Below are 21,688 nucleotides of genomic sequence, written 5' to 3'. Positions count from 1 at the left end.
GGAGAGCAACGATGTGTCTAGCGGTACCAGGGAAAGTGCTCAGCCTGCACGAACGGGACGGCACGTTGATGTCGGTCGTCGACTTCGGCGGCGTGCACAAGGACGTGTGCTTGCAATACATCCCGGACGCGGCCGTCGGCGACTACGTCGTGGTCCACGTCGGCTTCGCGATCCAGCGACTGGACGAGGAGTCCGCGCTGAAGACACTGGCCGAGTTCGAGCACCTCGGGGTACTGAATGAGGAATTCGGCGACGGCTTCGCCATCGCCGCCAAACAGGCGGGTCTCGACAATCCAGCGGCCGAGCCGCGAAGCGAGCGACCAGAGGTGACGCCATGAAGTATCTGGACGAATTCAGCAATCCCGAGCTGGCCCAGCGTTTGCTCGATCGGATCCGCGCCGCGACGAGCAGGCGCTGGGCCATCATGGAAGTCTGTGGCGGGCAAACGCATTCGATCATCCGGCACGGCATCGACCAGTTGCTGCCCGATCAGATCGAGATGATTCACGGCCCTGGCTGCCCCGTGTGCGTCACGCCGCTCGAGGTGATCGACAAGGCGCTGGAGATCGCCGCTCGGCCCGGCGTGATCTTCTGCTCGTTCGGCGACATGCTGCGCGTGCCGGGCAGCAGCAAGGATCTGTTCCGGGTCAAGAGCGAAGGCGGTGACGTCCGGGTGGTCTACTCGCCACTGGACGCGCTCAACCTGGCCAAGGAGAACCCTGATCGCGAGGTCGTGTTCTTCGGCATCGGTTTCGAGACCACGGCACCCGCGAACGCCATGACGGTCTACCAGGCGAAACGGCTCGGCATTCGGAACTTCTCGCTGCTGGTGTCGCATGTGCTCGTGCCGCCGGCCATCGCCGCGATCATGGAGTCGCCCAGCTGTCGGGTGCAGGGATTCCTCGCGGCCGGGCACGTCTGCACCGTGATGGGCACCGCGGAATACCCACCGCTGGCCGAGAAATATCGGGTCCCCCTGGTGGTCACCGGATTCGAGCCGCTGGACATCCTGGAGGGCATCCGCCGCACCGTGCTGCAACTGGAAGCGGGTCGGCACGAACTGGAAAACGCCTATCCACGGGCGGTCGCCGCGGCGGGCAACCCGGCCGCGAAAGCCATGCTGCAGGATGTGTTCGAAGTGACCGACCGGGCATGGCGCGGCATCGGAATGATCCCGAGCAGCGGCTGGCGGCTGTCGGAGCGCTATCGCGAGTTCGACGCCGAACACCGCTTCTCGGTAGGCGACCTGCACACCGCCGAGTCCTCGATCTGTCGTTCGGGCGAGGTGCTGCAGGGACTCATCAAACCGCACGAGTGCGCGGCCTTCGGTAAGCAGTGCACGCCGCGAAACCCGCTGGGCGCCACCATGGTGTCCTCGGAGGGCGCGTGCGCCGCGTATTACCTGTACCGCCGGCTCGATCTCCCGGCGGAGGTGGCGCATGCCTGAGCACGGCACGGCTCCCGTCGCCGTCGACATGGAGGGCTGGGTGTGCCCGATGCCGCTGCGGGATTCGCCGACCATCGTGATGGGACACGGCGGTGGCGGTGCGATGTCCGGCGAACTGATCGAGCATCTGTTCCTGCCCGCGTTCGGCTCGGCGGCGCACGCGGAGATGGGCGATTCCGCGGTGGTCACGCTCGGCGGTGCCCGGCTGGCGTTCTCCACGGACTCGTTCGTGGTCAAGCCGCTCGTGTTCCCCGGCGGCACGATCGGCGAACTCGCGGTCAACGGCACGGTGAACGACCTGGCCATGGCCGGTGCGCGGCCCATGGTGCTGTCGACCGCGTTCATTCTGGAGGAGGGCACCGCGCTGGCCGACATCGCGCGTATCGCGCAGGCGGTGGGCACCGCGGCTTTGGCGGCAGGGGTCCAGTTGGTCACCGGGGACACCAAGGTGGTCGACGCGGGTCACGGTGACGGGATCTACCTCAACACCGCGGGCATCGGTCTGGTCGACCCCGGTGTCGACATTCGTCCGCAGCGCGCGACACCGGGCGACGTCGTGCTGGTCAGCGGTGACATCGGGGTACACGGTGTCGCGGTGCTGAGCTGCCGTGCCGGATTGGAGTTCGGCACGACCGTGCTCAGCGACACCGCTGCTCTGCACGGATTGGTCGCGGCGATGCTGGCGACCGGCGCCGACGTGCACGTGCTGCGCGATCCCACCCGCGGCGGCGTCGCCGCGTCGCTCAACGAGATCGCTCGGGCCGCGAAGGTCGGCGTGGCGCTGGATGAGCGGCAGCTTCCGGTTCCGGACGGGGTGCGCGACGCGTGCGGGTTGCTCGGGTTGGACCCGATGTATGTGGCCAACGAGGGCAAACTCCTCGCGTTCGTCGCCCCCGAGGACGCCGATCGGGTGCTCGCGGCGATGCGGGAACACCCGCTGGGTGCACAGGCCGCGGCAATCGGTCGTTGCGTCGACGAGCATCCCGGGATGGTGGTGGCCCGCACGGCCCTCGGCGGCACCCGTGTGGTGGACCTGCCCGCGGGAGAGCAGCTGCCGCGTATCTGTTGAGACGGCGGGCGTCGCCGTTGGGAGCGAGAAGGCGAGGTGGTGGTCATCGTCGAGGTCGCCGACACTTCTGCGGCGCCGCGTGTCGCGCCGGCCGGGCTGGACCGGTGGCGCGGTGGCGCGGTGGCGATCGTCGTCGTCGCGCTCGGGATCGGCGCACAGCGGATGAGCTCGATCTTGGCCGGCCGACCCGGCGACACCGACAGTCGGGCGGCGTGGATCGATGCTCTCGATCTCGGTGCGCTCGGTCTGCTCGTCGTTGGCCGTTTCCTCCCTACCTGGGTGATCGCTCCTACCTGGGTGATCGCTGTCCGCGCGTGGCGATTCGGCGTGCCGCAGCAGCGGCGGTGCGTCTACCGCGGCGACCTGGGGCGGGACTGATGACAAGCGGCGGAGCGGAGATGTTCGCCCGGTATGCGTATGCCCCAAACCGGCTCGGTTACTGCGGGCCGCCCGATGCGGCGGCGCTGCGGGACGGGTCGGACGACGAGGTGCGGGCGCTGGCGCGGCATTTCACCGGTGCGTGGCCGTACCTGCGGGCGATGGCGACGATGACCGGGATCGCCGACCCGCTGGATCGCCGCCTTGTGGAGTCCTACTGGCTGGGTGGCGGCATCGGGGTGGACCTGGACCCCGCCGAGTTCACCGCCGAGTTGCTGGCATTACTGGGCCCGGCTGCGGGCGGGTACTGGACGCATCTGGGTCCGGAGTTGGCCGACGAGGCCGCGGCCAACCACTGCTTTCACGTCTTCGGCGTGTACCCGTGGTCGCGGCTGGTCGGGCAGGGCAATGGACATCCGGTGCACGTGCTCGACAGTTGCCGGATCACCTGGGGGACGGTGCTGGATAGCACCGAGACCGAGATCGCGCTGCGCTGTCGTGGTCTGAGTTGGGATGGACGGCGGCTGGGGCTCTCGGCGGAAACGGTGCGGTCGGTGCCGGTCGGGGTGGACGGCTACCCGGCGGCGCCGGTCTCAGCCGGCGATCAGGTCGCGCTGCATTGGGGGCGGCTGTGCGGACAGCTGGACGACGCCCAAGTGCGCGCCCTCGCGGCGAGCACGGAGCGTCAGTTGGAGGTCACCAATCGGCGACTGGCGACGCGCTGAGCCGAGAGGTCGGTGGCCGACCACGGGACAGTGACACCGATCGCTACAGCCTTACCGGTGATCTCGTCACCGCGCTGTACCGGGGACGCCGACTCCGATACTCAGGGGCGGGCTGCCGCGTAGAGGATCTCGCGCATGCCGGGCAGCGATTCCTGGTCTGCTCGCCAGACCAGCCGCAGGCTGAGATCCGGCAGTGGGATGTCGAGGGGGACCAGGGTGCCGGCGCGGAGACTGTCGTCGACCGCGAACCGGGGAAGTAGCGAGATTCCGAGTCCGTGCTCGGCCCATGCGCGCATCACCGGGACTCCGCCGACTTTGATTCGCTGGGGACCGGAACCGAGGATTTCGGTCCCCGCCATCCAGAACGAGCACTCCGGGACGTTGACCAATAGTCGCTCGTTGTCGAGGTCGCCCGGGATCAGCCCGACTCGCGCAGCCAGCGGGTGGGTCGGTGCGGACACCAGGACGAGGGGGACTGGGTCGAGGTCGAGAAAGGTGAGTGGTTCCACGGGTGCGGGGAAGCCGAGACCGCCGATGTCAGCACCCGAGTCCAGCAGCAGGGCCGCGTCGAGTCGTCCCCCGATCAGGTCGGCGAGGAGTCCGTCCCGGGCGCGTTCGGAGTGGATCTCGACGTCGATATCGGGTCGGCGTTCGGCGAGCCGTGCGAGGACATGCGGCACATGCGACCCGGCCAGGGTTTCCAGTGCGCCGAGCCGTAGTAGCGGCCGTTGGCCTCGGACATCGCGGATGGCCTGCGCGGCCTGGTCGAGCAGCGACCGTGCCCAGACCTGCAGCCGTTGCCCGGCCGGGGTCGGCTGCATTCCCTTGGCACTGCGCACGAACAAGGCGACGCCGAGTGCACCTTCGAGGGTCCGGATCTGCTGGGAGACGGACGAGGGTGCGAGGTCGAGCGCGACGGCGGCGTCGGTCACGGTCCGGTGCCGCACGACAGCTTCGAAGGTCTCGAGATGGCGTAGTTCCACGCGCCATGGAACTGCGCCGAGCATTCGGAAATTCCGAACGGCCTGTGCAGCCCTCGCGGTGGAGTCACCGGTCTGCCGAAATGCACAGTGAGTCCCGTGATCCCACCACCTGTGTCTTCGGGAGCTGTCTCAGACATGATCAATGTGAATACACCCGCGCCGGTGTCGTCGAATCCCCGTCCCGGAGGGGGTCGTACCCGCATGCTGGCGGGCATTTCGCTCGGCTACTTCATGGTGCTGCTGGATATGACGGTGCTGTCGGTCGCCGAGCCTGATCTGGCATCGTCGCTACGCACCTCGATGGCGGGGCTGCAGTGGACGACCACCGGCTACACCGTGGCGTTCGCAGCGCTGCTGCTGTCGGCCGGGGCCGCGGCGGATCGCTTCGGTGCCGAACGGCTCTTCCGGGCCGGGATCACGGTCTTCACCGCCGCGTCCCTACTCAGTGCGTTCGCCCCTGGGCTGTGGGGCTTGGTCATTCTGCGTGCGCTCTCGGGCGTTGCCGCGGCGGTGTGCGTGCCCGCGTCGATGGCGATGATCGCCCAGCTCTATCCGGAGTCCGCGGCGCGGGCGCGCGCGGTCTCGACGTGGACCGCGATCAGCGGTGCGGCCGTCGCGGCCGGTCCGATCGTGGGCGGCGCGCTGGTGGCCGTCGCTGGATGGCGGTCGGTCTTCTTGATCAACGTGCCGATCGGTCTGATCGTGCTGATCTCGACATTCGGCCGGGCAGTGGCCCGTTCGCGCAGTGACCGCCGGATCGACTGGCCCGCTCAGTTGGCGGCAGCCGTAGTGCTGGCCCTGTGCACGGACACGCTGATCGCTGCCGGCGCGCAGGCATGGACGCACGCCGCATGGTCGTTGGCGGGGCTCGGCGCCTCGGTGCTGACGTTCCGGGGCTTGGAACGCCGGAGCGCGACACCGGTGCTGAATCGGGCTCTGCTGCGGTCCATTCGGGTGCGGGCGGGGCTGCTTGCCGCCGCGGTGGTGAACTTCGCGCTGACCGGAGCGCTGTTCGTCCTGCCGCTGCTGTTACAGCGGGAAAGGCACCTGGACCCACTGGAGACCGGACTTGCCTTCCTGCCGCTGACTATTCCCTTTGCCGCCAACCCGCCGTTCACGGGCAAAATCGTGGCGCGAGTCGGTCCTCGTCGTCCGATTCTGGCCGGTCTTGCGTTGCTCGCCGGTGGAGGCGCCGTGCTGGCCGGTGTGGTCTTCGCCGACGGGAGCTACCCGTGGCTCGCGGCAGGCCTGTTGCTGACCGGCCTCGGCGTCTCCTACGCTTTGCCCGCTCTGGTCGTGGCCATGGTCGACGTTGCACCGGCCGGGACGGCCGGTGCGGTCGGCGGCCTGCTCAACGCCGTGCGCCAAGTCGGTGCGACCGTCGGTGTCGCCGTCATGGGTGCCGCGGTCGCCGCAGGTACCGGATGGGCTCTGCTGCTGTCGGCCGCGGTCTGCACGGTCGGCTGGTTCGTCTTCGCCATCGCGGGCCGTGCTGAGAGGAGCGGATGAGGCCGAACCGGGACGAACGGAGCCATTGATTCAGCAACGCCCCGCGCCTGCGCGCGTGATCAGTGCATTGATTCCCTGAGTCTTCGGCGAGACGAGTGGCCGTCCACGACAGCGCATCGGTCCGCGAAAGTCGACGGGGTTGTCCACGATGTCGCGCCAGCAGGCGCGACGACGCACGACGTCGGCCGCAGTCGCGATCCGGGTGAGCCGGGCCTCCCGTCGAGGCGTTGCTTGCCAGCGACCCGTCGACGCGCGCGGTCCCCCTGTCCGAGGGGTATGGCGCCGGTGCTGCCATGGGACTTGCGAGCCGAGCGAGAGCGCCACGGCGGTCCGCTCGCGTCCCCCGACCGAAGGTCGGGCACAATGCCGCTGCTCGACTTGTAGCGTTCGCCGCCGCGTCGAGTGACCGGCGTCCAACAGTTCCCCGGCAAGACACGGGCGCGTCTTGGACTTGTCGTCATCGATGGCCATGACTCCCAAGCCTGTCGCGCACCGCAGCCGGTCAGTGAGACGGGCCAGTCAGGTCGTAGACCGCGACGTTGCCGATGTGCACCGATGCGTAGTGTGCCGAGACCCAGTCGGCGATGTCCTTGTGCCCGGTCGGCCGCCACCATCCGTCTGACTGGTCGGTCCGCCCCGCGCCGGGTAGAGCTGTCGACTGAGCATGCACGCGCCACGAGTCGGGCAGCCGTACCTCCTGCACGAGATAATAGGTCACCTGGTGGGTGCGGACCATGGTGCGGAACTCGTCTAGCGTGGGAACCGGGTCGTCGGAGGTGAAGCCGCCGATCGCAATGACCGGGGTACGGCTGGCGAGTTCCAGGGTCGCGGCGACCGAGGAGCGGTCCACTGCGGCGGACCAGGTGGTCGTGGTGGCACGCAGCAACGCGGCCAAGGGCGGTTCGGTGTCTCCGTTCACGAACGACATCACCTCTTGGCGCGGATCATTCACCCGATCAGGCCGATCGGGCTCGGCGGGACCGACCGTCGGGTTGCCGCCGGTGTGCGCCTGCGGCAGGGTGGCCGCGGCGTACGCGGTCGAGCCGCCGATCCCGGCGAGCACGCCGACGACGACCAACACCGAGACCGACCTGGCCCGCACCCGCCGCGACACGGCGGGGAATGCGGTGGCGACCAGAGTGAGAGCCACCAATACCGAAACCACCGCGAGCGCCCAGCGCAAGCACGGCAGCCAGGTGGCATTGCGGTTCAGCAGCACGAACGCCCACAGGCCGGATGCGAGCACCAGTGCGGCAGCACCGATTCGGCCGAACGCGTCGTCGCGCCGACGCCACGCCTCGGCCACGCCGATCGAGAACATTCCGGCGACGGCGGGACCGATCGCCAGCGTGTAGTAGGCGTGCATGCCACCGCGCATCGTGGTGAACGCGACGCCGTCGATGATCAGCCACAGTCCGAACAGCAGCGCGGCCCCCCGCACCAGGTCGGTGCGCGGTGCGCGCCCGCGCGAGGCGAGGACCAGCGCGAAGGCGATCAGGGCAGCGGGAAGCAGCCAGGAGATCTCGAAGCCGATCTCACCGGTGAACAGCCGGGCCGGACCTGGCGCGCCGAATCCGCCGAACCCGCCGCGCTGCCCGACCGTGTGCGGCATCTCGTACCCGGCCGGCAGTGCGAATCGGTTCCCGCCGTGGTGGTTGTGCCCGAGGAAACGGGCGAAGCCGTTGTAGCCCAGTACCAGATCGAGGAACGTGTTGTTCGTCGACCCGGCCAGATACGGCCGCGACGACGCGGGCCACAGGATCGTCAGCAGCACGTACCAACCCGACGAGATGACCAGTGCCACCGCGGCGGCGAGCACATGGAGCAAGCGGTTTCGCAGCGAGGTCGGCGCCACGATCACATAGGCGAGCGCCAGCGCCGGCAGCACCATGAGCCCTTCGAGCATCTTCGCCAGGAACGCGAACCCGAGCGCCACGCCCGCCAGCATCAGCCAGCGGGCACTCGCCCGGCGCAACGATGCGGTCGTGCAGTACGCGCCCGCGGTCATCAGCAGCACCATCACCGCGTCCGGATTGTTGAACCGAAACATCAACGCCACCACCGGCGTCGCCGCCAGCACGGCGCCGGCCAACAGGCCCGCGCCTCGGCGTGCGGTCGCGGTGGTCACCGTCGCGTACAGCAGCGCGACCGCGGCAACGGCCATCAGTGCCTGTGGCACGAGCATGCTCGCGCTGCTGAACCCGAACAGCTGCCCCGACACTCCCATCACCCATTGCGAAACCGGCGGTTTGTCGACGGTGAGGAAGTTGCCCGGATCCAGCGAACCGAACAGCAGCGCCTTCCAGTCCTGCGCGCCGGACCAGGCGGCCGCGGCGTAGAAACCGTTGCCCATGCCGTTGACCGTGATCCGCCACAGATACGCGAAGGCGGTGCCGATCAGGAGTGCCGCCAGCCCGGCGCGCTCCCACCGTCGAACCGGGAGGAGTTCGACGGAATCGGGACGTGCGGGTGTCGTCTTCGCGTCGGGCAGGGCCGCGCCGGCACTGATCGCTGTCACCGCGGCAGTTTCGCAGGCGTCCTGGTGGGTTCGCTGCGTGTCGGCTGGCAATCAGCTGTGAGGCGCCTAGTTCGTCGGCGTGGTGGCGGCGGGATCGGATGTGGCACAGCGCAAGACGGACGATGGCCGCGCGGATCAACCGAGCGGCCATCGGTCTGCACACCGTGGATCGTCAGATCTTGCGGATGACCGTGACGACCTTGCCGAGGATCTGAGCATCGTTGCCGGGGATCGGTTCGAACACCGGGTTGTGCGGCATCAGCCAGACGTCCTTACCGGTGCGCTTGAACGTCTTCACCGTCGCTTCGCCGTCGATCATGGCGGCGACGATGTCGCCGTTGTCGGCCACGTTCTGCTGCCGGACGACCACCCAGTCACCGTCGCAGATCGCCGCGTCGATCATGGACTGGCCGACGACCTTCAGCAGGAACAGCGAGCCGTCACCGACCAGTTCGCGGGGGAGTGGGAAGACGTCTTCCACGGCCTGCTCGGCCAGGATCGGCCCGCCGGCGGCGATGCGTCCGAGCACCGGAACGAAGGTGGGCACCGGGTGCGCGGCGTCGACGGTGCTGTCGGCATCGTCGACGCCGCCGTCCACCACGGCGCCGGGCAGACCGGTCACCGAACGCACCACCTCGTCCAGGCCGCGAACATCTACCGCACGTGGACGATTCGGGTCGCGGCGCAGATAGCCCTTGCGCTCTAAGGCGCGCAGCTGATGGGCGACCGACGAGGTGGACGTCAGGCCGACGGCGTCGCCGATCTCGCGGATGCTCGGCGGGTAGCCGCGCTCGCTCACCGAGGTGCGGATCACCTCCAGCACATTGCGCTGACGCACGGTGAGATCCGCCCCGGTACCCGCCGAGTCGGCGCCGCTTCCGGTCTCGTCACCCGTGTCGTCTGTGTGCCTCACCGCAACCGCCCTTCCTGCTGCGCCGGGTCGATCTCTGCCCGGCCTGTGTTGTCATCGCCTGTCGTGTCTTCGGTAGTTCGAATCTAGTCGGGTCAGGCCGCGGGATCAAACATCTGTTCGACGCATGTCGGGCGTTTCTGCTGACTTTGTCGGTGGGGCGTGGTAGAAATCGTACGCAAATCCTTCGAACACTTGATCGAATATGTGCGGAACTCGTGTTCGAACAGGAACACCGCCTCGAACAGCTCGAACGGCTCGAACGATGACGGAGCACCCACCCTGGAGGTTTGTCCGATGAGCACTGCGATCAGCGACACCATCACATCGATCGGCGCGGCAGAAGCGGAGTTCGATCACCGTGCCGCCGCGGCGGTCGCGGCGGGAGTCGGTCCCGGGTACGACTCGATCCCGCGCCGACGGCGCGGCGGCGTGCACTCGCAGGCCCTGGGGTCCGCGCGTCGATCCGCCGTCGATCGGCGCCCGGGCCGCGCGCGTCCCGCGGGCGCCGCGATCGGATACGACCACGGCGCACGACCTTCCGCGGTCCGGAGGGCACAGGGTGTGCATCCGATGGCGCGGGTCGAGCAGGCGCAGGTCGGTTTCGCCGTGCTTGCCGTGACGGCGCTGCTGACCGCCATCGTGGTGTCGGGGCTGATCGTGGTCGCGCACCTGCGGGCCGGCGACTTGGGTGGCCGGCCGGAGGGTTCGGTGCCCGCCGTGATCGACGGCCGAAGCGGGCTGGGCGGCGCGGACACGCAACCACCACGCTGAGGGCGGAAGGTGTAGTCGACAGTCCTGATCCGCAACTGGAACATGTTGCTATTGTGCTGAATACGTGATCAGGGCAGCACAGCCCGAACGATGTCGGGGGGGTCGTTCCGAATTGACACTTCTCGCTGCCGGATCGGCCCGAGTTTTCGTCCGGGTCGCCGGGTTGTCACTCTGCCTCGTCTTCGGGCTCGGTGCGCACCCGGCCGCCGTACGGGCCGAACCGGCATATGGCGCCTATCTCGATCTTCCGGTCGTCAACGGTGACGGCATGGCTGGTGGCCTCAATGCGGTTCCGCCGCTGGATGAAGCGGTGCTGTCGGAGGCGGTGCAGCGGGCGCGGGCCGACGGTGTGACGCCGCGCCGGTACGCCACACTCCTGCATCAGTATTGGCTGGTGGGTCGCCACCAGTGATGCCGGCATCGATCTTGCGCAATGGGATCCGCAGCGAGGGGCGCCGGCCGACGAACGTGCCTTCAACTTGGTGTATGTCAACTATTTCCGGCTCGCCACTCAGCATCCCGAGTTCTACTGGTCGGGATCGGCGGATATCGCGGGCGGATCGTTTGTGACTTGCGGCAGAAAGTGGCGGTGTTCTCGCGCCGTCAAGTGGCGTATCGGTGACTGCGGTCAGGTTGTGCCGATGACGAGGGTGCTGCGGGCGGTTTCGACGACGTCGGCGGTGATGGTGTGGAGTTCGTTGATTTTCATGATGCGGTGGATTCGGGCGAACAGTCGTTGCAGGAGGCGGAAGTTGCCGCTGGTGATGCGGGCGACGGCGGCGACGGCTTGGGCGTCGGTGAAGTCGTCGGGGTCCAGGTCGAGGCCGAGTTTGCGCCAGTGCCGGGTCAGGACGAAGGTGAGTTCTTCGCCGGTCAGGGGCCGGTAGTGGTGGGCGAATCCGACGCGACTGTAGAGCTGCGGGTAGCGGGAGAAGGTTTTCTCGATACCGGGCATGCCGATGAACAGCAGGCCGTGGTCGCCGCGGTCGTACTGGTCGCGCAGGTGTTCTATGGCGGTGCCGGTCAGGCGTTCGGATTCGTCGATGACGAGCAGTTCGATGTAGTCGGCCGGCCGGTACTTACGGACACCGGCGTTGATGTGCTGGTCGATGCAGATATTGACCCGGTTGTAGAGCAGTTTGAGATCGTCGCGTAGTTCGCGCAGGGTCGCCGGCGACGGTGGGGGTGTAGAACACGGTGCGCGCGCGGGCCAGCGCGGCGTAGACGTCCTTGTCGGAGTCCTCGCGGGGACCCCAGGTGCGTAGCAGGTGCCCGGCTTTGTCCCAGCGCGCGTAGCGGGAGGCGGACAGGGTTTTCCCGATTCCTGCTGCGCCGTAGCAGATTCCGATGGTCCGGTCGCGGCGGACGGTGTCGGCGAACTCGACGAACCGGCGGTGCTCCTTGGTGGCGATGAACGGCCAGTTCCGTGGCGGCGGCATGGTCAGTCCTCCTGGTAGGCGCGTAACCGCGGCCGGGGCGCAGCCGCCGGGGCCAGTTCCGGCGGTGCGGGTGCGGATCCCTGTGTGGGGAGGTAGTCGGTGACCACGGGGATGCGTTCGTTGATCTGCTCACGCAGCCGGCGCCGGTAGGCGCGGCGGGCGGCCTGGATGTCTTTGAGCCCGATGGTGTCTCCGGCGTGGTCGGGACTGACGGCCTTGCACAGGAACCGGATCTTGTGGAAGACGCGGATCTCGGTGATGTCGCGCGGGTCGTAGCGGACGGTGACCGGCTCGCGGACATAGGCGGCCAAGGTGGGATGCAGGTAACGCAGGCCCTGGAAATGGATACCGTCACGGTGCACCACGCGCGGCGTGGCGACCGTGACCAGCAGCAGATCGCGCTGTTCCAGATCCTCGGGCATGCGCGGCAGCCACCCGTCCGCGACCCACGCCTGCTGGGGTGAGACGCCGATCTCGGAGTGAACCCGCGGGTGGTAGACGCCGGTGATATACCGCCCGATCGCCTCGTCGAACTGGCGCAGCGAGAGTGCCGGCGCGGTGACAGGTTTGCCACCGAGGAGATGGCAGGGCACCTCGGTGAGCAGTTCAGTGTTGATGCTGCCAAACAGCCGTTCCACTTTCCCACGGCCCTGCGGCCGGGCCACGGTGGAATGCACGATCGCGAACTTCAGATCGGCCGCGACCTGGGCGAGGTGGTCGCTGATGAAGTCACTGCCGTGGTCGACGTAGAGGATCTCGGGGATCCCGCACATCGGCCAGCCCGGATCGGATTTGGTCCAGATCGCCTGCCGCAACGCCAATGAGGTGTTCAACGCCGACGGCGCACCCAGGTTCACCGTGTAGCCGGGCACCGCGCGGGAACAGTCGTCCAGTACCACGGTCAGCCACGGGCGCCGGTGCTTGCCGCCCTCGACAACAAGGATGTCGAGTTGGGTGTGATCGGCCTGCCACATCACGTTCGGGCGCTCGGCGCGGCGACGGTACACCAACTCGTAAGTGTCTCGGAAAACCGCGGCACCCTCGTGGGCCAGGGTGAGCATCGCCGGGTCGAGAGCGGTGACGATGGAGCGGACGGTGGTGTAGGACACCGGAACCCACCCCTGCTCAGCGGCGACGCGGGCCGCCCGGCGGGTGATCACCGCCAGCGACGGACGCGGCCGCCGCAAAGCCATGCCCTCGATCAGCCGCACCAGCTCCGGGTCGGTGCGCCGACCGGTGGATTTGCGCCGGGCCGGTGCCAGCGCGGCCAGGCGTCCGGTCCGGTAGCGGTGCGGCCACCTCTGGGCCGTTTGTAACGACACACCGGTCTCGGCGGCGGTGCTGGTGAGCGGCACATCGTCTTCGAGGTGAGGCCGCAGCACCTCGAACCGGCGCATCGCCTGCCGCCGGTCGGCCTCGGTCAACCCGGTCAGCCAGCTACCCGCCACGGCTCACCCCACTTCCGCGTGCACGCGAACTCACGTGCCCTGGGTCACATTGTCGCGCCCGAGGCGGACAGATGCCGGTAGATCGTGGGACGAGTGACACCGAACTCGGCGGCGATCTGCGCGACGGTGTAATGGCGCTTGCCGGCCTGATCGAGTTCGTCGTACATCTGCCGCGCCAGCTGTACCTGCTGCGGCCCGAGTTTGGGTTTCTGCCCACCGGTGCGGCCCCGGGCGCGGGCGGCAGCCAGCCCGTCGCGGGTGCGCTCGCTCATCAGAGCATGCTCGAATTCGGCTATGGAGCCCAGGATCTGGAAGAACATCCGGCCCAGCGCGGTGGAGGTATCGACTTTCTGGTCGAGCACCACCAGATCCACCCCACGCCCCTCAAGGGTCCTCGACAGATCGATCAGGTGCTCCAACGAGCGGCCGAGTCGGTCGAGTTTGGTGACGACCAGTTGATCGCCGGTGCGGTTGGCCGACAGCAGCGCCTTGTCCAGTTCCGGCCGGGTCGCGAGCTTGCCGGACGCCTTATCGACGAAGATCTTCTCGCAGCCGGCCGCGGTCAACGCGTCGTGTTGTGCTTCGGGGTGCTGATCGCGGGTGGAACCCGCCCGTAGCCGATTCGCATGGCGCGGAGTGTATTGCGAACCCCCGACAGATTGACATGCCGCGTACACGGCAACCGTTACAGAACTAGCCTGCGGAAACGTCATGCCGCGCAGGGTGTCTCGCGAACGATCGTTATCGACCCACCCCGGCCGCACGCCATACGGAAGAATCGGACATTCGCCGACACGCCAAGCGGCACGGGGTGCGTTTCGCTTCGCTACAGGTGATCAACCACGAAAACCGTTGTGAAAGATAGTGATCAACGCCTCTGGTCGTATCGTCTTCGGTCGGTCGCTGACCTGCCCATCGCCGAGTTCCACCAACCGCCATACTCCATCAGCACGTAGAGCGAAGTCAGCTGTTACGAACGGGAGACCAAGACGAGCGATGGCATGCCCGACCACGGTCGGATCGAGTTCAGTAGCGGGCATGTCCTCCGGGGTGTCGGGGTGCGGTCCGATCAACCGGCATCTGCCGTCGACCCACCACGTACGAACCTCGGCCGAGAGGAAATTCTCGAACTGACGGACAACGAATCCGCCTGTCATGTCTTCTCCGCGAAGCTCGTGGAATCTGTTCGCCACGCGCCAGGCACCGTCTGCGTCGCCCACCTCGGGAACGAACGCCGCCTCGTGCCAGTAATGCTTCATCGACTTGGTGTAGTCACGGAGCACGGCAGGCCCGGATCCCAGTTCTCGCAGCGCGCGGTCGAATGCGGTGCGATCATTCCCGGTGGTCCATGCCGACCGAGGTGTCAGGCCGGAGAGCTCGGAGTACCAGCGAGGTAGCTCATGGGCGTGCCGGTACTGCTCGGCGCTGGTTCGCAGTATGACGTTTCGACATCGCAATGCTTGATCGAATGCTGCGTACTGGTCGCTGCGCAGCATCCAGCCGCGGTAAACCGCCTCACCTTGTGCTCGAACGCGGCGAACGGCTTTGTCCGCATCATCTGGACGGGTCAGCGCATCATGGTCGACCAAAGCCACATCCATACCCGCAGCGCGGGCGGCATCCGCCTCAGCGGTGAAATGCTCATCGACACGGGATGCGTGTATCACGTCGGCCGGCACGAGAAGAATCACAGAACGTAGCCTCCCACTCACCCAGCCCACCTCCAACCGGTTTCCGTGTTCGGCGTACCCCGCGAAGGTGTCTGGAGCTTCGACAGCCTCCCGCGTTGGAAACGCCGCGCACCATCGCGCCAGGCCACCGATCCCGCAACCATCGGCATTACCGGATGTCCGAGAACGCCTGCATCCTGACACAGGGACCGCACCCGGCCAGATTTACACTGCGGCTCGGGGCCACGGACCTACGTTCGGCCTCGTCTGCGCCACCTGACAACGCGAAATCACCGCCACTTACCGCTGCGAGTCACAGGATCGTTCGCCTCAGGGGTCTTCGATATGAGCGATGTGGGTGTCGCGTTCGATGTCCCCGGTATGCACCGGCTCGGCGTGGCGGTCGTTGACCTGTAGCGTGGCGCCCCGGAGGAATTGGCGGCTGCGTTGCCGGCGGACCTCCGACTGCTGGCCACCGCGGGTACTCGGCTCAGCGCCGAGGACATCGTCTGGTACCGGGCCCGACTGATGATCATGCAGAAGCACATCTTCACCGACCTGGTGCCGATACGCGAGGCCTACGTCGCACCCGGCCTGCGCGGGATCGACGAACTGTACGCAGCGGGTGTGCTCGACGACGACATGCGCACCGCCTGGCAGTCCCTCGCCACGAATACCTGTGACGGCTCTGTCGACGCACTGATCCGAATGATCGACCCTGAGCAGAACCAGGTCATCGCCGACCAATGGGACGCGATATCGGCCGGGCGCGCGCCAATCGGTCGCGTACTCACCTACGTCAGGACTCTCTTCGGAAAGCCCGCCGTCCCCGGGGCCCGCGCTCCTGGCGTCTTCGCCTCGACCGTGGTCCGCGCCGACGTCGCCGGTCGCAGCCTTGCGCTGCGCACTTCGCTGCCCGACTTCAACTGGGCCGACCGCGACAGCAGATGGACCTACATCATCGGTGACCTGGTCCCGCGTCACGTCGATCTGGAGACCGACCCGGCGCTTGCGGCGGCCGCACTGGGCGAGTCCTTCGGGGCCGTACTCGCCCGCGGCCGCGTTGTGGCGCGGCTGCCGGACCTCCTTGCGGACCTGACCGCGCACTGGGAGATCGTCGAATGATCAGGTGACTCGGCGGTAGCGCGGGGTGAGTGCGACAACTAGAGGACTCGGACGGGTATCCTCGAACTGTTATGCAGGTATTTCTCGTTTCGATGGGGAATACCTGGTGCCGAGGTGCAGACCTCGGTACAGATGCTCGCCGGATCGGAGGCGGTCCGGACGCGAGCACTCGCATCGACGAAGGATTTCTCGGATGCATTGCCCGTACTGCCGACACCCCGACTCCCGGGTGGTGGACTCGCGCGAGGCCGACGAAGGCGCGGCCATCCGTCGTCGTCGCGCCTGCCCGCAGTGTGGGCGGCGGTTCACCACGGTCGAGACCGCCATCCTGTCGGTGGTCAAGCGCAGCGGAGTCACCGAGCCGTTCAGTCGCGAGAAGGTTATCCGGGGCGTACGTCGTGCCTGCCAGGGCCGTGAAGTCGACGACGATGCGCTGAACCTGCTCGCGCAGCAGGTGGAAGACGCGGTGCGGGCCAAAGGCTCTCCTGAAGTACCCAGCCACGAGGTCGGCCTGGCTATTCTGGGCCCGCTGCGTGACCTCGACGAGGTCGCCTATCTCCGGTTCGCCTCGGTCTACCGGTCGTTCACCTCTGCCGAGGATTTCGAACGTGAGATCGAGGAGATGCGCCAGGCGCGCGCCGCGGCGCTGACCCCCGCCGACTGACTAGCGCCGGACGGCGGCGATCGCTTTCTCGATCCGCTTGGCGGACACCGGGAACGGGGTGCCGAGTTGTTGGGCGAACAGACTGACCCGGAATTCCTCGATCATCCACCAGATGTCGGTGACCGCCTGCGCATTCCTGCGCTGCTCCGGCAGTGCCCCGATCAGGCGGTCGTAGCCGGCCAGCGCTCGATCGAGTTCGGCCATACCGTGGCGATCGCGGACCGCCGAGCCCGGCAACGCCGCCAAACGCATCATCGCTGCCCGCAGATAGCGGGGTAGCTCGCGTAACCGGGTGCCGCCCCACTCGGAAACGAAGCCGCGGAATACCAAGTTGTCGAGCTGGTCGGCGACATCGTCGGCGATGTCGCGCTCGCTGGTCTCGGTGAGCGCGGCCGAAACCTGGTGGGCGCCGGCCAGAATCGGTACGACCAAGCGCACGAGGCGGGTGACGGCGGCGGCGAAATCGGGGCGGATCCGGGCGACGAGCGCGTCGAACTCCGCCGGGCCGCGTACTGGACCGCCCGCGGCCTCGATGAGTTCATCGGCGGCCGCCGCGCGGCAATCCTCGACGAGCGCGTCCAGCGAACCGTACGGATTCTGGGTCAGCGTGAGACGATCCGTCGCCGAGAGCCCCCCGGTGACGGACCGGGCCGAGGTGGGCAGCGCGTGCAGCACCAGCGCCCGGGTACCCAACCACATCGCCGCCGCCTGCTCGGCGGGGGAGCTGAGCACCCGGACCGCTACACCGTCGCCCTCGGCGACCAGCGCGGGATACCCGGTGACGGTCTGTCCGGCCACGTCGCGGCGCACCGTCGGCGCGACGTGGCCGAGAGATTCCGCGGTCCACACCCTGGCCGGCGGGCGTTCGGCGCCCGCGGTGGCGCGGGCGACCGAGGCGGAAACCTGGTCGGCCAGCGCGGTTTTCAACGCGGCCAGGCTCTTACCGCGGGCGAGGGTTGTTCCGTCTGCGTCGACGGCGGCGAAGGTCATGCGCAGGTAGTCGGGCAGCGCGGACGGATCGAAGTCGGTGGGCGCGATGGGGACCGAACCGAGCCGGGACAACTCGCGCGCCAGCCCGGTGCGCAGCGGCTCCGCGCGCGGGGTCAGCGCGGTCAGCGCAGCCGCGGCGAAGTCGGGCGCCGGAACCACGCTGCGGCGCACCGTCTTCGGCAGCGTCTTGATCAATGCGGTGGCCAGCTCGTCGCGCATGCCGGGCACCAGCCAGTCGAACCCGACGGCACGGACGTGGGCGAGCTGTTCGACCGGGATGCGCACGGTGACGCCGTCGTCCTCGGTGCCCGGTTCGAACTGGTAGCCGAGGGGAAAGCTGAGTTCGCCTTGGCGCCAGGAGTCGGGGAAATCGGAGGGGTCGAGTGCGGCCGCTCCCTCGTTGACCACGGTGGTGGTCGAGAAGTCCAGCAGCGTGCGGTCGGTACGCCGCGCGGTGCGCCACCAGCTGTCGAAGTGGCGCACCGACACGATGTCCGCGGGCAGCCGTCGGTCATAGAACTCGAACAGCACCTCATCGTCGACGAGGATGTCGCGGCGGCGTGCGCGGTGCTCCAGATCGGCGACATCGTCGAGTAACTCACGATTGCGGTGGAAGAACTCGTGCCGGGTCTGCCACTCGCCCTGCACGAGGGCGTGGCGGATGAACAATTCCCGGGCCAGCTCCGGATCGATTCGTCCGTAGTCGACGAGTCTGCCGGTGACCAGCGGGATACCGTAGAGAGTGACCCGCTCGTAGGCGCGCGCGGCGCCGCGCTTGGCCGACCAATGCGGTTCGGAGTACGTGCGTTTGACCAGATCCGCGGCCAGCCGCTCGGCCCACTCGGGTTCGATCTCGGCGGCCATCCGGCCCCACAGTCGTGAGGTCTCGACCAACTCGGCGGCCATCACCCAGCGCGGCGGCTTCTTCGCCAGCGAGGAGCCGGGAAAAATCATGAACTTGGCGCCGCGCGCGCCGAGGAACTCGCGCGTTTCCGCTTCCCGGACCCCGATGTGCGACAGCATGCCGGCCAACAACGCCTGGTGAATGGCGGTGGAATCCCAGCGGGCGCCCTCCGGCTCGGTGACCGCGGGTGGGCTACCGGCCTGTCCGCGCTGGGATGATGACCGCGGATCGGCGTCGGGTGCGCGCGAGTGCTCGGTGCGGCGTGCTCGCCGGTCGCCCTTGCGGCTCCGGTTGTCGGCGCCGCGGTCCGGCGCCGCGGCGGCCGGACCACTGTGTGTGCCCTCGTTCGCCACCGCGACCGACCAGCCGAGGCCCTTGGCGATCGTGCGCAGCTGTCCGTGCAGGTCCTGCCACTCCCTGATCCGCAGGTAATGCAGGAACTCCTCTCGGCACATGCGCCGAAACCGATTGGACGACAGGGATGTGCGTTGTCCGCCGAGGTACTCCCACAGTGTCAGGTAGCTCAGGAAGTCCGAGCCCTCGACAGTGAACCTCGCGTGCGCGGTATCGGCAGCCTGCTGATGCTCGGCAGGCCGTTCGCGGACATCCTGAATCGAGAGCGCCGCGACGATGACGAGCACGTCGGCCAGGCAGCCGGTGCGATGGGCCTCCACCAGCATGCGCGCCATCCGGGGATCGACCGGAAGCTGGGCCATCTCGCGCCCCGTCGGCGTCAGTGCCAGCGCGGCATCGTTCTCGCGGGTGCTCGCCGTGGTGTGACTCACCGCGCCGGAGGCGCCATCCGATCGTGTGACGTCCTGCGCCACCGCGATATCCGCCCGCGGCCCGGGCCTCCCGGCACGTCGTACCAGCGCGCCGAGCTCTTCGAGCAAGGCGATGCCGTCGCGAATGGCGCGGCGGTCCGGAGCCTCGACGAAGGGGAAGTTCTCGATATCACCGAGCCCGAGCGCGGTCATCTGAAGGATGACCGCCGCCAGGTTGGTCCGCAGGATCTCGGGTTCGGTGAAGGCGGGCCTGGATTCGAAGTCGTCCTCGGAGTACAGCCGGATGCAGATGCCGTCGGCGACCCGACCGCAGCGTCCGGATCGCTGGCGCGCCGAGGCCTGCGATACCGGTTCGATCGGCAGCCGCTGCACTTTCGTCCGCATCGAGTACCGCGAAATGCGCGCCGTCCCCGGGTCGATGACATACCGGATTCCCGGCACTGTCAGCGAGGTCTCCGCGACGTTGGTCGCCAGGACCACCCGCCGACCGGTGTGCGGAGCGAACACCCGATGTTGCTCGGCGGTGGACAGTCGCGCGTACAGCGGCAGGATCTCGGTGCGCGGCAGTCGTAGATCGCGCAGCGCGTCGGCGGTGTCGCGGATCTCGCGTTCGCCGGACAGGAACACCAGCACATCGCCATCGCCCGAGGCGAACAGTTCGGTGACCGCCTCGCCGATCGCGTCCACCGGGTCGCGGTCGACGATCCGAGTGTCCTCCGCATCGTCGTCGTCGGCTGTCTGGAGTTCTCGCGCGAGCGGCCGATACCGGATTTCCACCGGGTATGAGCGACCGGAGACTTCGACAATCGGTGCGGGAACGCCGTTGTCGTCCGCGAAGTGCCTGGCGAACAGCTCCGGATCGATGGTCGCCGAGGTGATGATCACTGTGAGATCGGGTCGCCGTGGCAGCAACTGCCGGAGGTAGCCGAGCAGGAAGTCGATGTTGAGGCTGCGTTCATGCGCCTCGTCGATGATGATCGTGTCGTAGCGGCGCAGAAGCCGATCACGCTGGATCTCGGCGAGCAGGATGCCGTCGGTCATCAGTTTGACCAGCGTCTGCTCGGAGGCATGGTCGGTGAATCGCACGGTATAGCCGACGACGTCGCCGACTTCGGTGCCCAGTTCCTCCGCGATCCGCTCGGCGACGGTGCGCGCGGCCAGCCTGCGCGGCTGGGTGTGCCCGATGGTGCCGCGGATGCCGCGGCCGAGTTCGAGGCAGATCTTCGGAATCTGGGTGGTCTTGCCCGAACCGGTTTCGCCCGCGACGATCACCACTTGATGCTCGGCGATGGCGGCGGCGATATCCGCCCGGCGCGCGGTGACCGGCAGCTGCTGCGGGTAGCCGATCTCCGGCACCGCGGCGCGGCGAGCGGCGACGCGCTGCTCGGCCGCCGCGATCTCCGCTTCGACCTCGCCGAGGTCGCCACCGCGTGCCCGGTCCAGTCTGCGCCGCAGTCGGTGTTCGTCGCGGAAGGAGAGATTCGCCAGGCGGGTGCGGAGCTCGCGGGGATCGGTAGCTGCTGTCCTGGTCATTGCATCGACAAGCCTAGCGAAGCCCGCCACCGGATATTTCGGTCAGGCGGTCGGACGGTGTTTGCCAATCGGATGCTGCAGGCTCGTGATCGTCCAATCGCCGGCCGCTCGTATGCGAGGATCGTGGCATGAACGCGGAGGCGGGCACGGCATGGGTGGTGCGTGGTCTGCGGATCGTTTTCGGGGTCCTCGGTGCGGTGGCGCTGGCCTGGATTCCGCTGCGTAGCGTCGACATCGACAGCTTTCCGATCGCGAACTATCTCAGCTACTTCACTGTCGAGTCCGCCGCGTTCGGTGTGCTCGTTCTGCTCATCGGCGGCCTGCGCGACCCGCGGGGCCGACGCTGGCAGCTGATTCGGGGCGCGAGCACTCTCTACCTGCTCACCACCGGCGTGGTGTACGCGGTGTTGTTGTCCGACTCCGCCATGATTCTCGCCGATCGCTGGATCAACGACGTACTGCACGGAGCGCTGCCGCTCGTGCTGGTAGCCGACTGGGTGCTGGGTGCCGGACGTGAACGCCTCGGCCCGGCCGCGGGCGTGATCGGTGCCTGGTTGGTCTATCCCGCCGCCTATGGCGCCTACACCCTCATCCGCGGCCTCGTCAACGGTTGGTACCCGTACCCCTTTTTGGACCCCCGCCAACGGGGGTACGCGTCGGTGATCACCGGGCTGGTCGCCCTTGCCTGCGTTTTCGTCTTCTCGGCTGTGGCTGTCGCCGCCGTCGGCGGGATGCTCCGACGCCGCGTGGGCAACACCCGAAGTGGACGGGGCGGGCTCGTTGCCGACGCGGCGCGCGAAATCCGGTAAAGGTGGAA

Annotated in this window: 20 protein-coding genes; 12 read left to right on the top strand and 8 right to left on the bottom strand. The window is 67.9% G+C overall.

Translation table 11 applies throughout. The annotated features are described in order from the left end of the window. Positions 1-11: 11 nt before the first annotated feature. The 5 genes from AB0B25_RS13605 to AB0B25_RS13585 are packed head-to-tail and all read left to right on the top strand — an operon-like array spanning position 12 to position 3,619. Positions 12-338 (top strand): HypC/HybG/HupF family hydrogenase formation chaperone, encoded by a 327-nt coding sequence (locus AB0B25_RS13605; protein ID WP_357178064.1) that lies wholly within the window; start codon positions 12-14, stop codon positions 336-338. Further along, the gene (hypD, locus tag AB0B25_RS13600) at positions 335-1,447 is read left to right on the top strand and encodes a hydrogenase formation protein HypD (protein WP_357178061.1); all 1,113 of its coding nucleotides are present in this window, start codon (positions 335-337) and stop codon (positions 1,445-1,447) included. Before AB0B25_RS13605 ends, hypD begins: the two co-directional genes overlap by 4 nt. Further along, on the top strand, positions 1,440-2,516 hold the full coding sequence (gene hypE / locus AB0B25_RS13595) for a hydrogenase expression/formation protein HypE (protein WP_357178058.1): 1,077 nt from the start codon (positions 1,440-1,442) through the stop codon (positions 2,514-2,516). The genes hypD and hypE overlap by 8 nt, the downstream gene beginning before the upstream one ends. 36 nt (positions 2,517-2,552) lie before the next feature. Then, positions 2,553-2,894 (top strand): hypothetical protein, encoded by a 342-nt coding sequence (locus AB0B25_RS13590; protein ID WP_357178056.1) that lies wholly within the window; start codon positions 2,553-2,555, stop codon positions 2,892-2,894. Next, positions 2,894-3,619, top strand: coding sequence for a DUF6390 family protein (locus AB0B25_RS13585; protein ID WP_357178053.1), 726 nt, complete (start codon positions 2,894-2,896; stop codon positions 3,617-3,619). Before AB0B25_RS13590 ends, AB0B25_RS13585 begins: the two co-directional genes overlap by 1 nt. A 101-nt stretch (positions 3,620-3,720) precedes the next feature. On the opposite strand, the gene AB0B25_RS13580 is transcribed toward AB0B25_RS13585, so the two are convergent. Continuing rightward, positions 3,721-4,626 (bottom strand): LysR family transcriptional regulator, encoded by a 906-nt coding sequence (locus AB0B25_RS13580; RefSeq protein ID WP_357178050.1) that lies wholly within the window; start codon positions 4,624-4,626, stop codon positions 3,721-3,723. A 111-nt stretch (positions 4,627-4,737) separates the two neighbouring features. Between AB0B25_RS13580 and AB0B25_RS13575 the strand changes: the two genes are divergently transcribed. Next, a complete protein-coding gene (locus AB0B25_RS13575; protein WP_357178047.1) occupies positions 4,738-6,111 on the top strand; it encodes an MFS transporter in 1,374 nt (457 codons plus the stop codon). Positions 6,112-6,613: 502 nt separating this feature from the next. On the opposite strand, the gene AB0B25_RS13570 is transcribed toward AB0B25_RS13575, so the two are convergent. Together AB0B25_RS13570 and lexA are read right to left on the bottom strand one after the other, a co-directional pair. After that, entirely contained in the window at positions 6,614-8,629 is a 2,016-nt protein-coding gene (locus AB0B25_RS13570) for a glycosyltransferase family 39 protein (RefSeq protein ID WP_357178044.1), read from the bottom strand. 172 nt (positions 8,630-8,801) lie between these two features. Beyond that, positions 8,802-9,467, bottom strand: coding sequence for a transcriptional repressor LexA (gene lexA / locus AB0B25_RS13565; RefSeq protein WP_357178199.1), 666 nt, complete (start codon positions 9,465-9,467; stop codon positions 8,802-8,804). Positions 9,468-9,836: 369 nt separating this feature from the next. Between lexA and AB0B25_RS13560 the strand changes: the two genes are divergently transcribed. After that, positions 9,837-10,313 (top strand): hypothetical protein, encoded by a 477-nt coding sequence (locus AB0B25_RS13560; RefSeq protein WP_357178041.1) that lies wholly within the window; start codon positions 9,837-9,839, stop codon positions 10,311-10,313. A 112-nt stretch (positions 10,314-10,425) separates the two neighbouring features. Next, positions 10,426-10,725 carry a hypothetical protein gene (locus AB0B25_RS13555; RefSeq protein ID WP_357178038.1) on the top strand — a complete coding sequence of 100 codons (300 nt, stop codon included), beginning with the start codon at positions 10,426-10,428 and terminating at the stop codon, positions 10,723-10,725. A gap of 216 nt (positions 10,726-10,941) precedes the next feature. Here the strand turns inward: AB0B25_RS13555 and AB0B25_RS13550 are convergent, their stop codons facing one another. From AB0B25_RS13550 to AB0B25_RS13535, 4 genes are all read right to left on the bottom strand, one after another. Continuing rightward, positions 10,942-11,412, bottom strand: coding sequence for an AAA family ATPase (locus AB0B25_RS13550; protein ID WP_357178196.1), 471 nt, complete (start codon positions 11,410-11,412; stop codon positions 10,942-10,944). A 342-nt stretch (positions 11,413-11,754) separates the two neighbouring features. Continuing rightward, the gene (locus AB0B25_RS13545) at positions 11,755-13,200 is read right to left on the bottom strand and encodes a Mu transposase C-terminal domain-containing protein (protein ID WP_357178035.1); all 1,446 of its coding nucleotides are present in this window, start codon (positions 13,198-13,200) and stop codon (positions 11,755-11,757) included. 44 nt (positions 13,201-13,244) lie between these two features. Beyond that, a complete protein-coding gene (locus tag AB0B25_RS13540) occupies positions 13,245-13,766 on the bottom strand; it encodes a recombinase family protein (protein WP_357178032.1) in 522 nt (173 codons plus the stop codon). A gap of 270 nt (positions 13,767-14,036) precedes the next feature. Then, positions 14,037-14,696, bottom strand: a complete 660-nt coding sequence (locus tag AB0B25_RS13535) for an ATP-grasp domain-containing protein (protein ID WP_357178193.1) — start codon at positions 14,694-14,696, stop codon at positions 14,037-14,039. Here AB0B25_RS13535 and AB0B25_RS13530 point away from each other — a divergent pair. From AB0B25_RS13530 to nrdR, 3 genes are all read left to right on the top strand, one after another. Beyond that, positions 14,601-14,900 (top strand): hypothetical protein, encoded by a 300-nt coding sequence (locus tag AB0B25_RS13530; protein ID WP_357178216.1) that lies wholly within the window; start codon positions 14,601-14,603, stop codon positions 14,898-14,900. The two genes, AB0B25_RS13535 and AB0B25_RS13530, sit on opposite strands and share 96 nt — an antisense overlap. A gap of 417 nt (positions 14,901-15,317) precedes the next feature. Next, entirely contained in the window at positions 15,318-15,995 is a 678-nt protein-coding gene (locus AB0B25_RS13525) for a hypothetical protein (protein WP_357178029.1), read from the top strand. Positions 15,996-16,188: 193 nt separating this feature from the next. After that, positions 16,189-16,659 (top strand): transcriptional regulator NrdR, encoded by a 471-nt coding sequence (nrdR, locus tag AB0B25_RS13520; RefSeq protein WP_357178027.1) that lies wholly within the window; start codon positions 16,189-16,191, stop codon positions 16,657-16,659. Here nrdR and hrpA read toward each other — a convergent pair whose 3' ends face one another. Further along, a complete protein-coding gene (gene hrpA / locus AB0B25_RS13515; protein WP_357178024.1) occupies positions 16,660-20,871 on the bottom strand; it encodes an ATP-dependent RNA helicase HrpA in 4,212 nt (1,403 codons plus the stop codon). 128 nt (positions 20,872-20,999) lie between these two features. Here hrpA and AB0B25_RS13510 point away from each other — a divergent pair, with 128 nt between their 5' ends. After that, positions 21,000-21,680: a Pr6Pr family membrane protein gene (locus tag AB0B25_RS13510; protein ID WP_357178021.1), complete on the top strand. Its 681-nt coding sequence runs from the start codon at positions 21,000-21,002 to the stop codon at positions 21,678-21,680. Positions 21,681-21,688 lie beyond the last annotated feature (8 nt).

Source organism: Nocardia sp. NPDC049190, from assembly GCF_040648115.1.
Lineage (GTDB): Bacteria > Actinomycetota > Actinomycetes > Mycobacteriales > Mycobacteriaceae > Nocardia.
Note: the sequence above shows the minus strand (reverse complement) of the source record. Positions and strands in the feature narration are given on the sequence as shown.

Coding starts and splice junctions, on each gene's coding strand:
- AB0B25_RS13510 (WP_357178021.1), top strand. CDS start 21,000: ATGAACGCGGAGGCGGGCACGGCATGGGTGGTGCGTGGTCTGCGGATC.
- AB0B25_RS13530 (WP_357178216.1), top strand. CDS start 14,601: ATGGGCGTGCCGGTACTGCTCGGCGCTGGTTCGCAGTATGACGTTTCG.
- hypE (WP_357178058.1), top strand. CDS start 1,440: ATGCCTGAGCACGGCACGGCTCCCGTCGCCGTCGACATGGAGGGCTGG.
- AB0B25_RS13605 (WP_357178064.1), top strand. CDS start 12: ATGTGTCTAGCGGTACCAGGGAAAGTGCTCAGCCTGCACGAACGGGAC.
- AB0B25_RS13575 (WP_357178047.1), top strand. CDS start 4,738: ATGATCAATGTGAATACACCCGCGCCGGTGTCGTCGAATCCCCGTCCC.
- hrpA (WP_357178024.1), bottom strand. CDS start 20,871: ATGACCAGGACAGCAGCTACCGATCCCCGCGAGCTCCGCACCCGCCTG.
- nrdR (WP_357178027.1), top strand. CDS start 16,189: ATGCATTGCCCGTACTGCCGACACCCCGACTCCCGGGTGGTGGACTCG.
- hypD (WP_357178061.1), top strand. CDS start 335: ATGAAGTATCTGGACGAATTCAGCAATCCCGAGCTGGCCCAGCGTTTG.
- AB0B25_RS13560 (WP_357178041.1), top strand. CDS start 9,837: ATGAGCACTGCGATCAGCGACACCATCACATCGATCGGCGCGGCAGAA.
- AB0B25_RS13580 (WP_357178050.1), bottom strand. CDS start 4,626: ATGCTCGGCGCAGTTCCATGGCGCGTGGAACTACGCCATCTCGAGACC.
- AB0B25_RS13535 (WP_357178193.1), bottom strand. CDS start 14,696: ATGCTGCGCAGCGACCAGTACGCAGCATTCGATCAAGCATTGCGATGT.
- AB0B25_RS13585 (WP_357178053.1), top strand. CDS start 2,894: ATGACAAGCGGCGGAGCGGAGATGTTCGCCCGGTATGCGTATGCCCCA.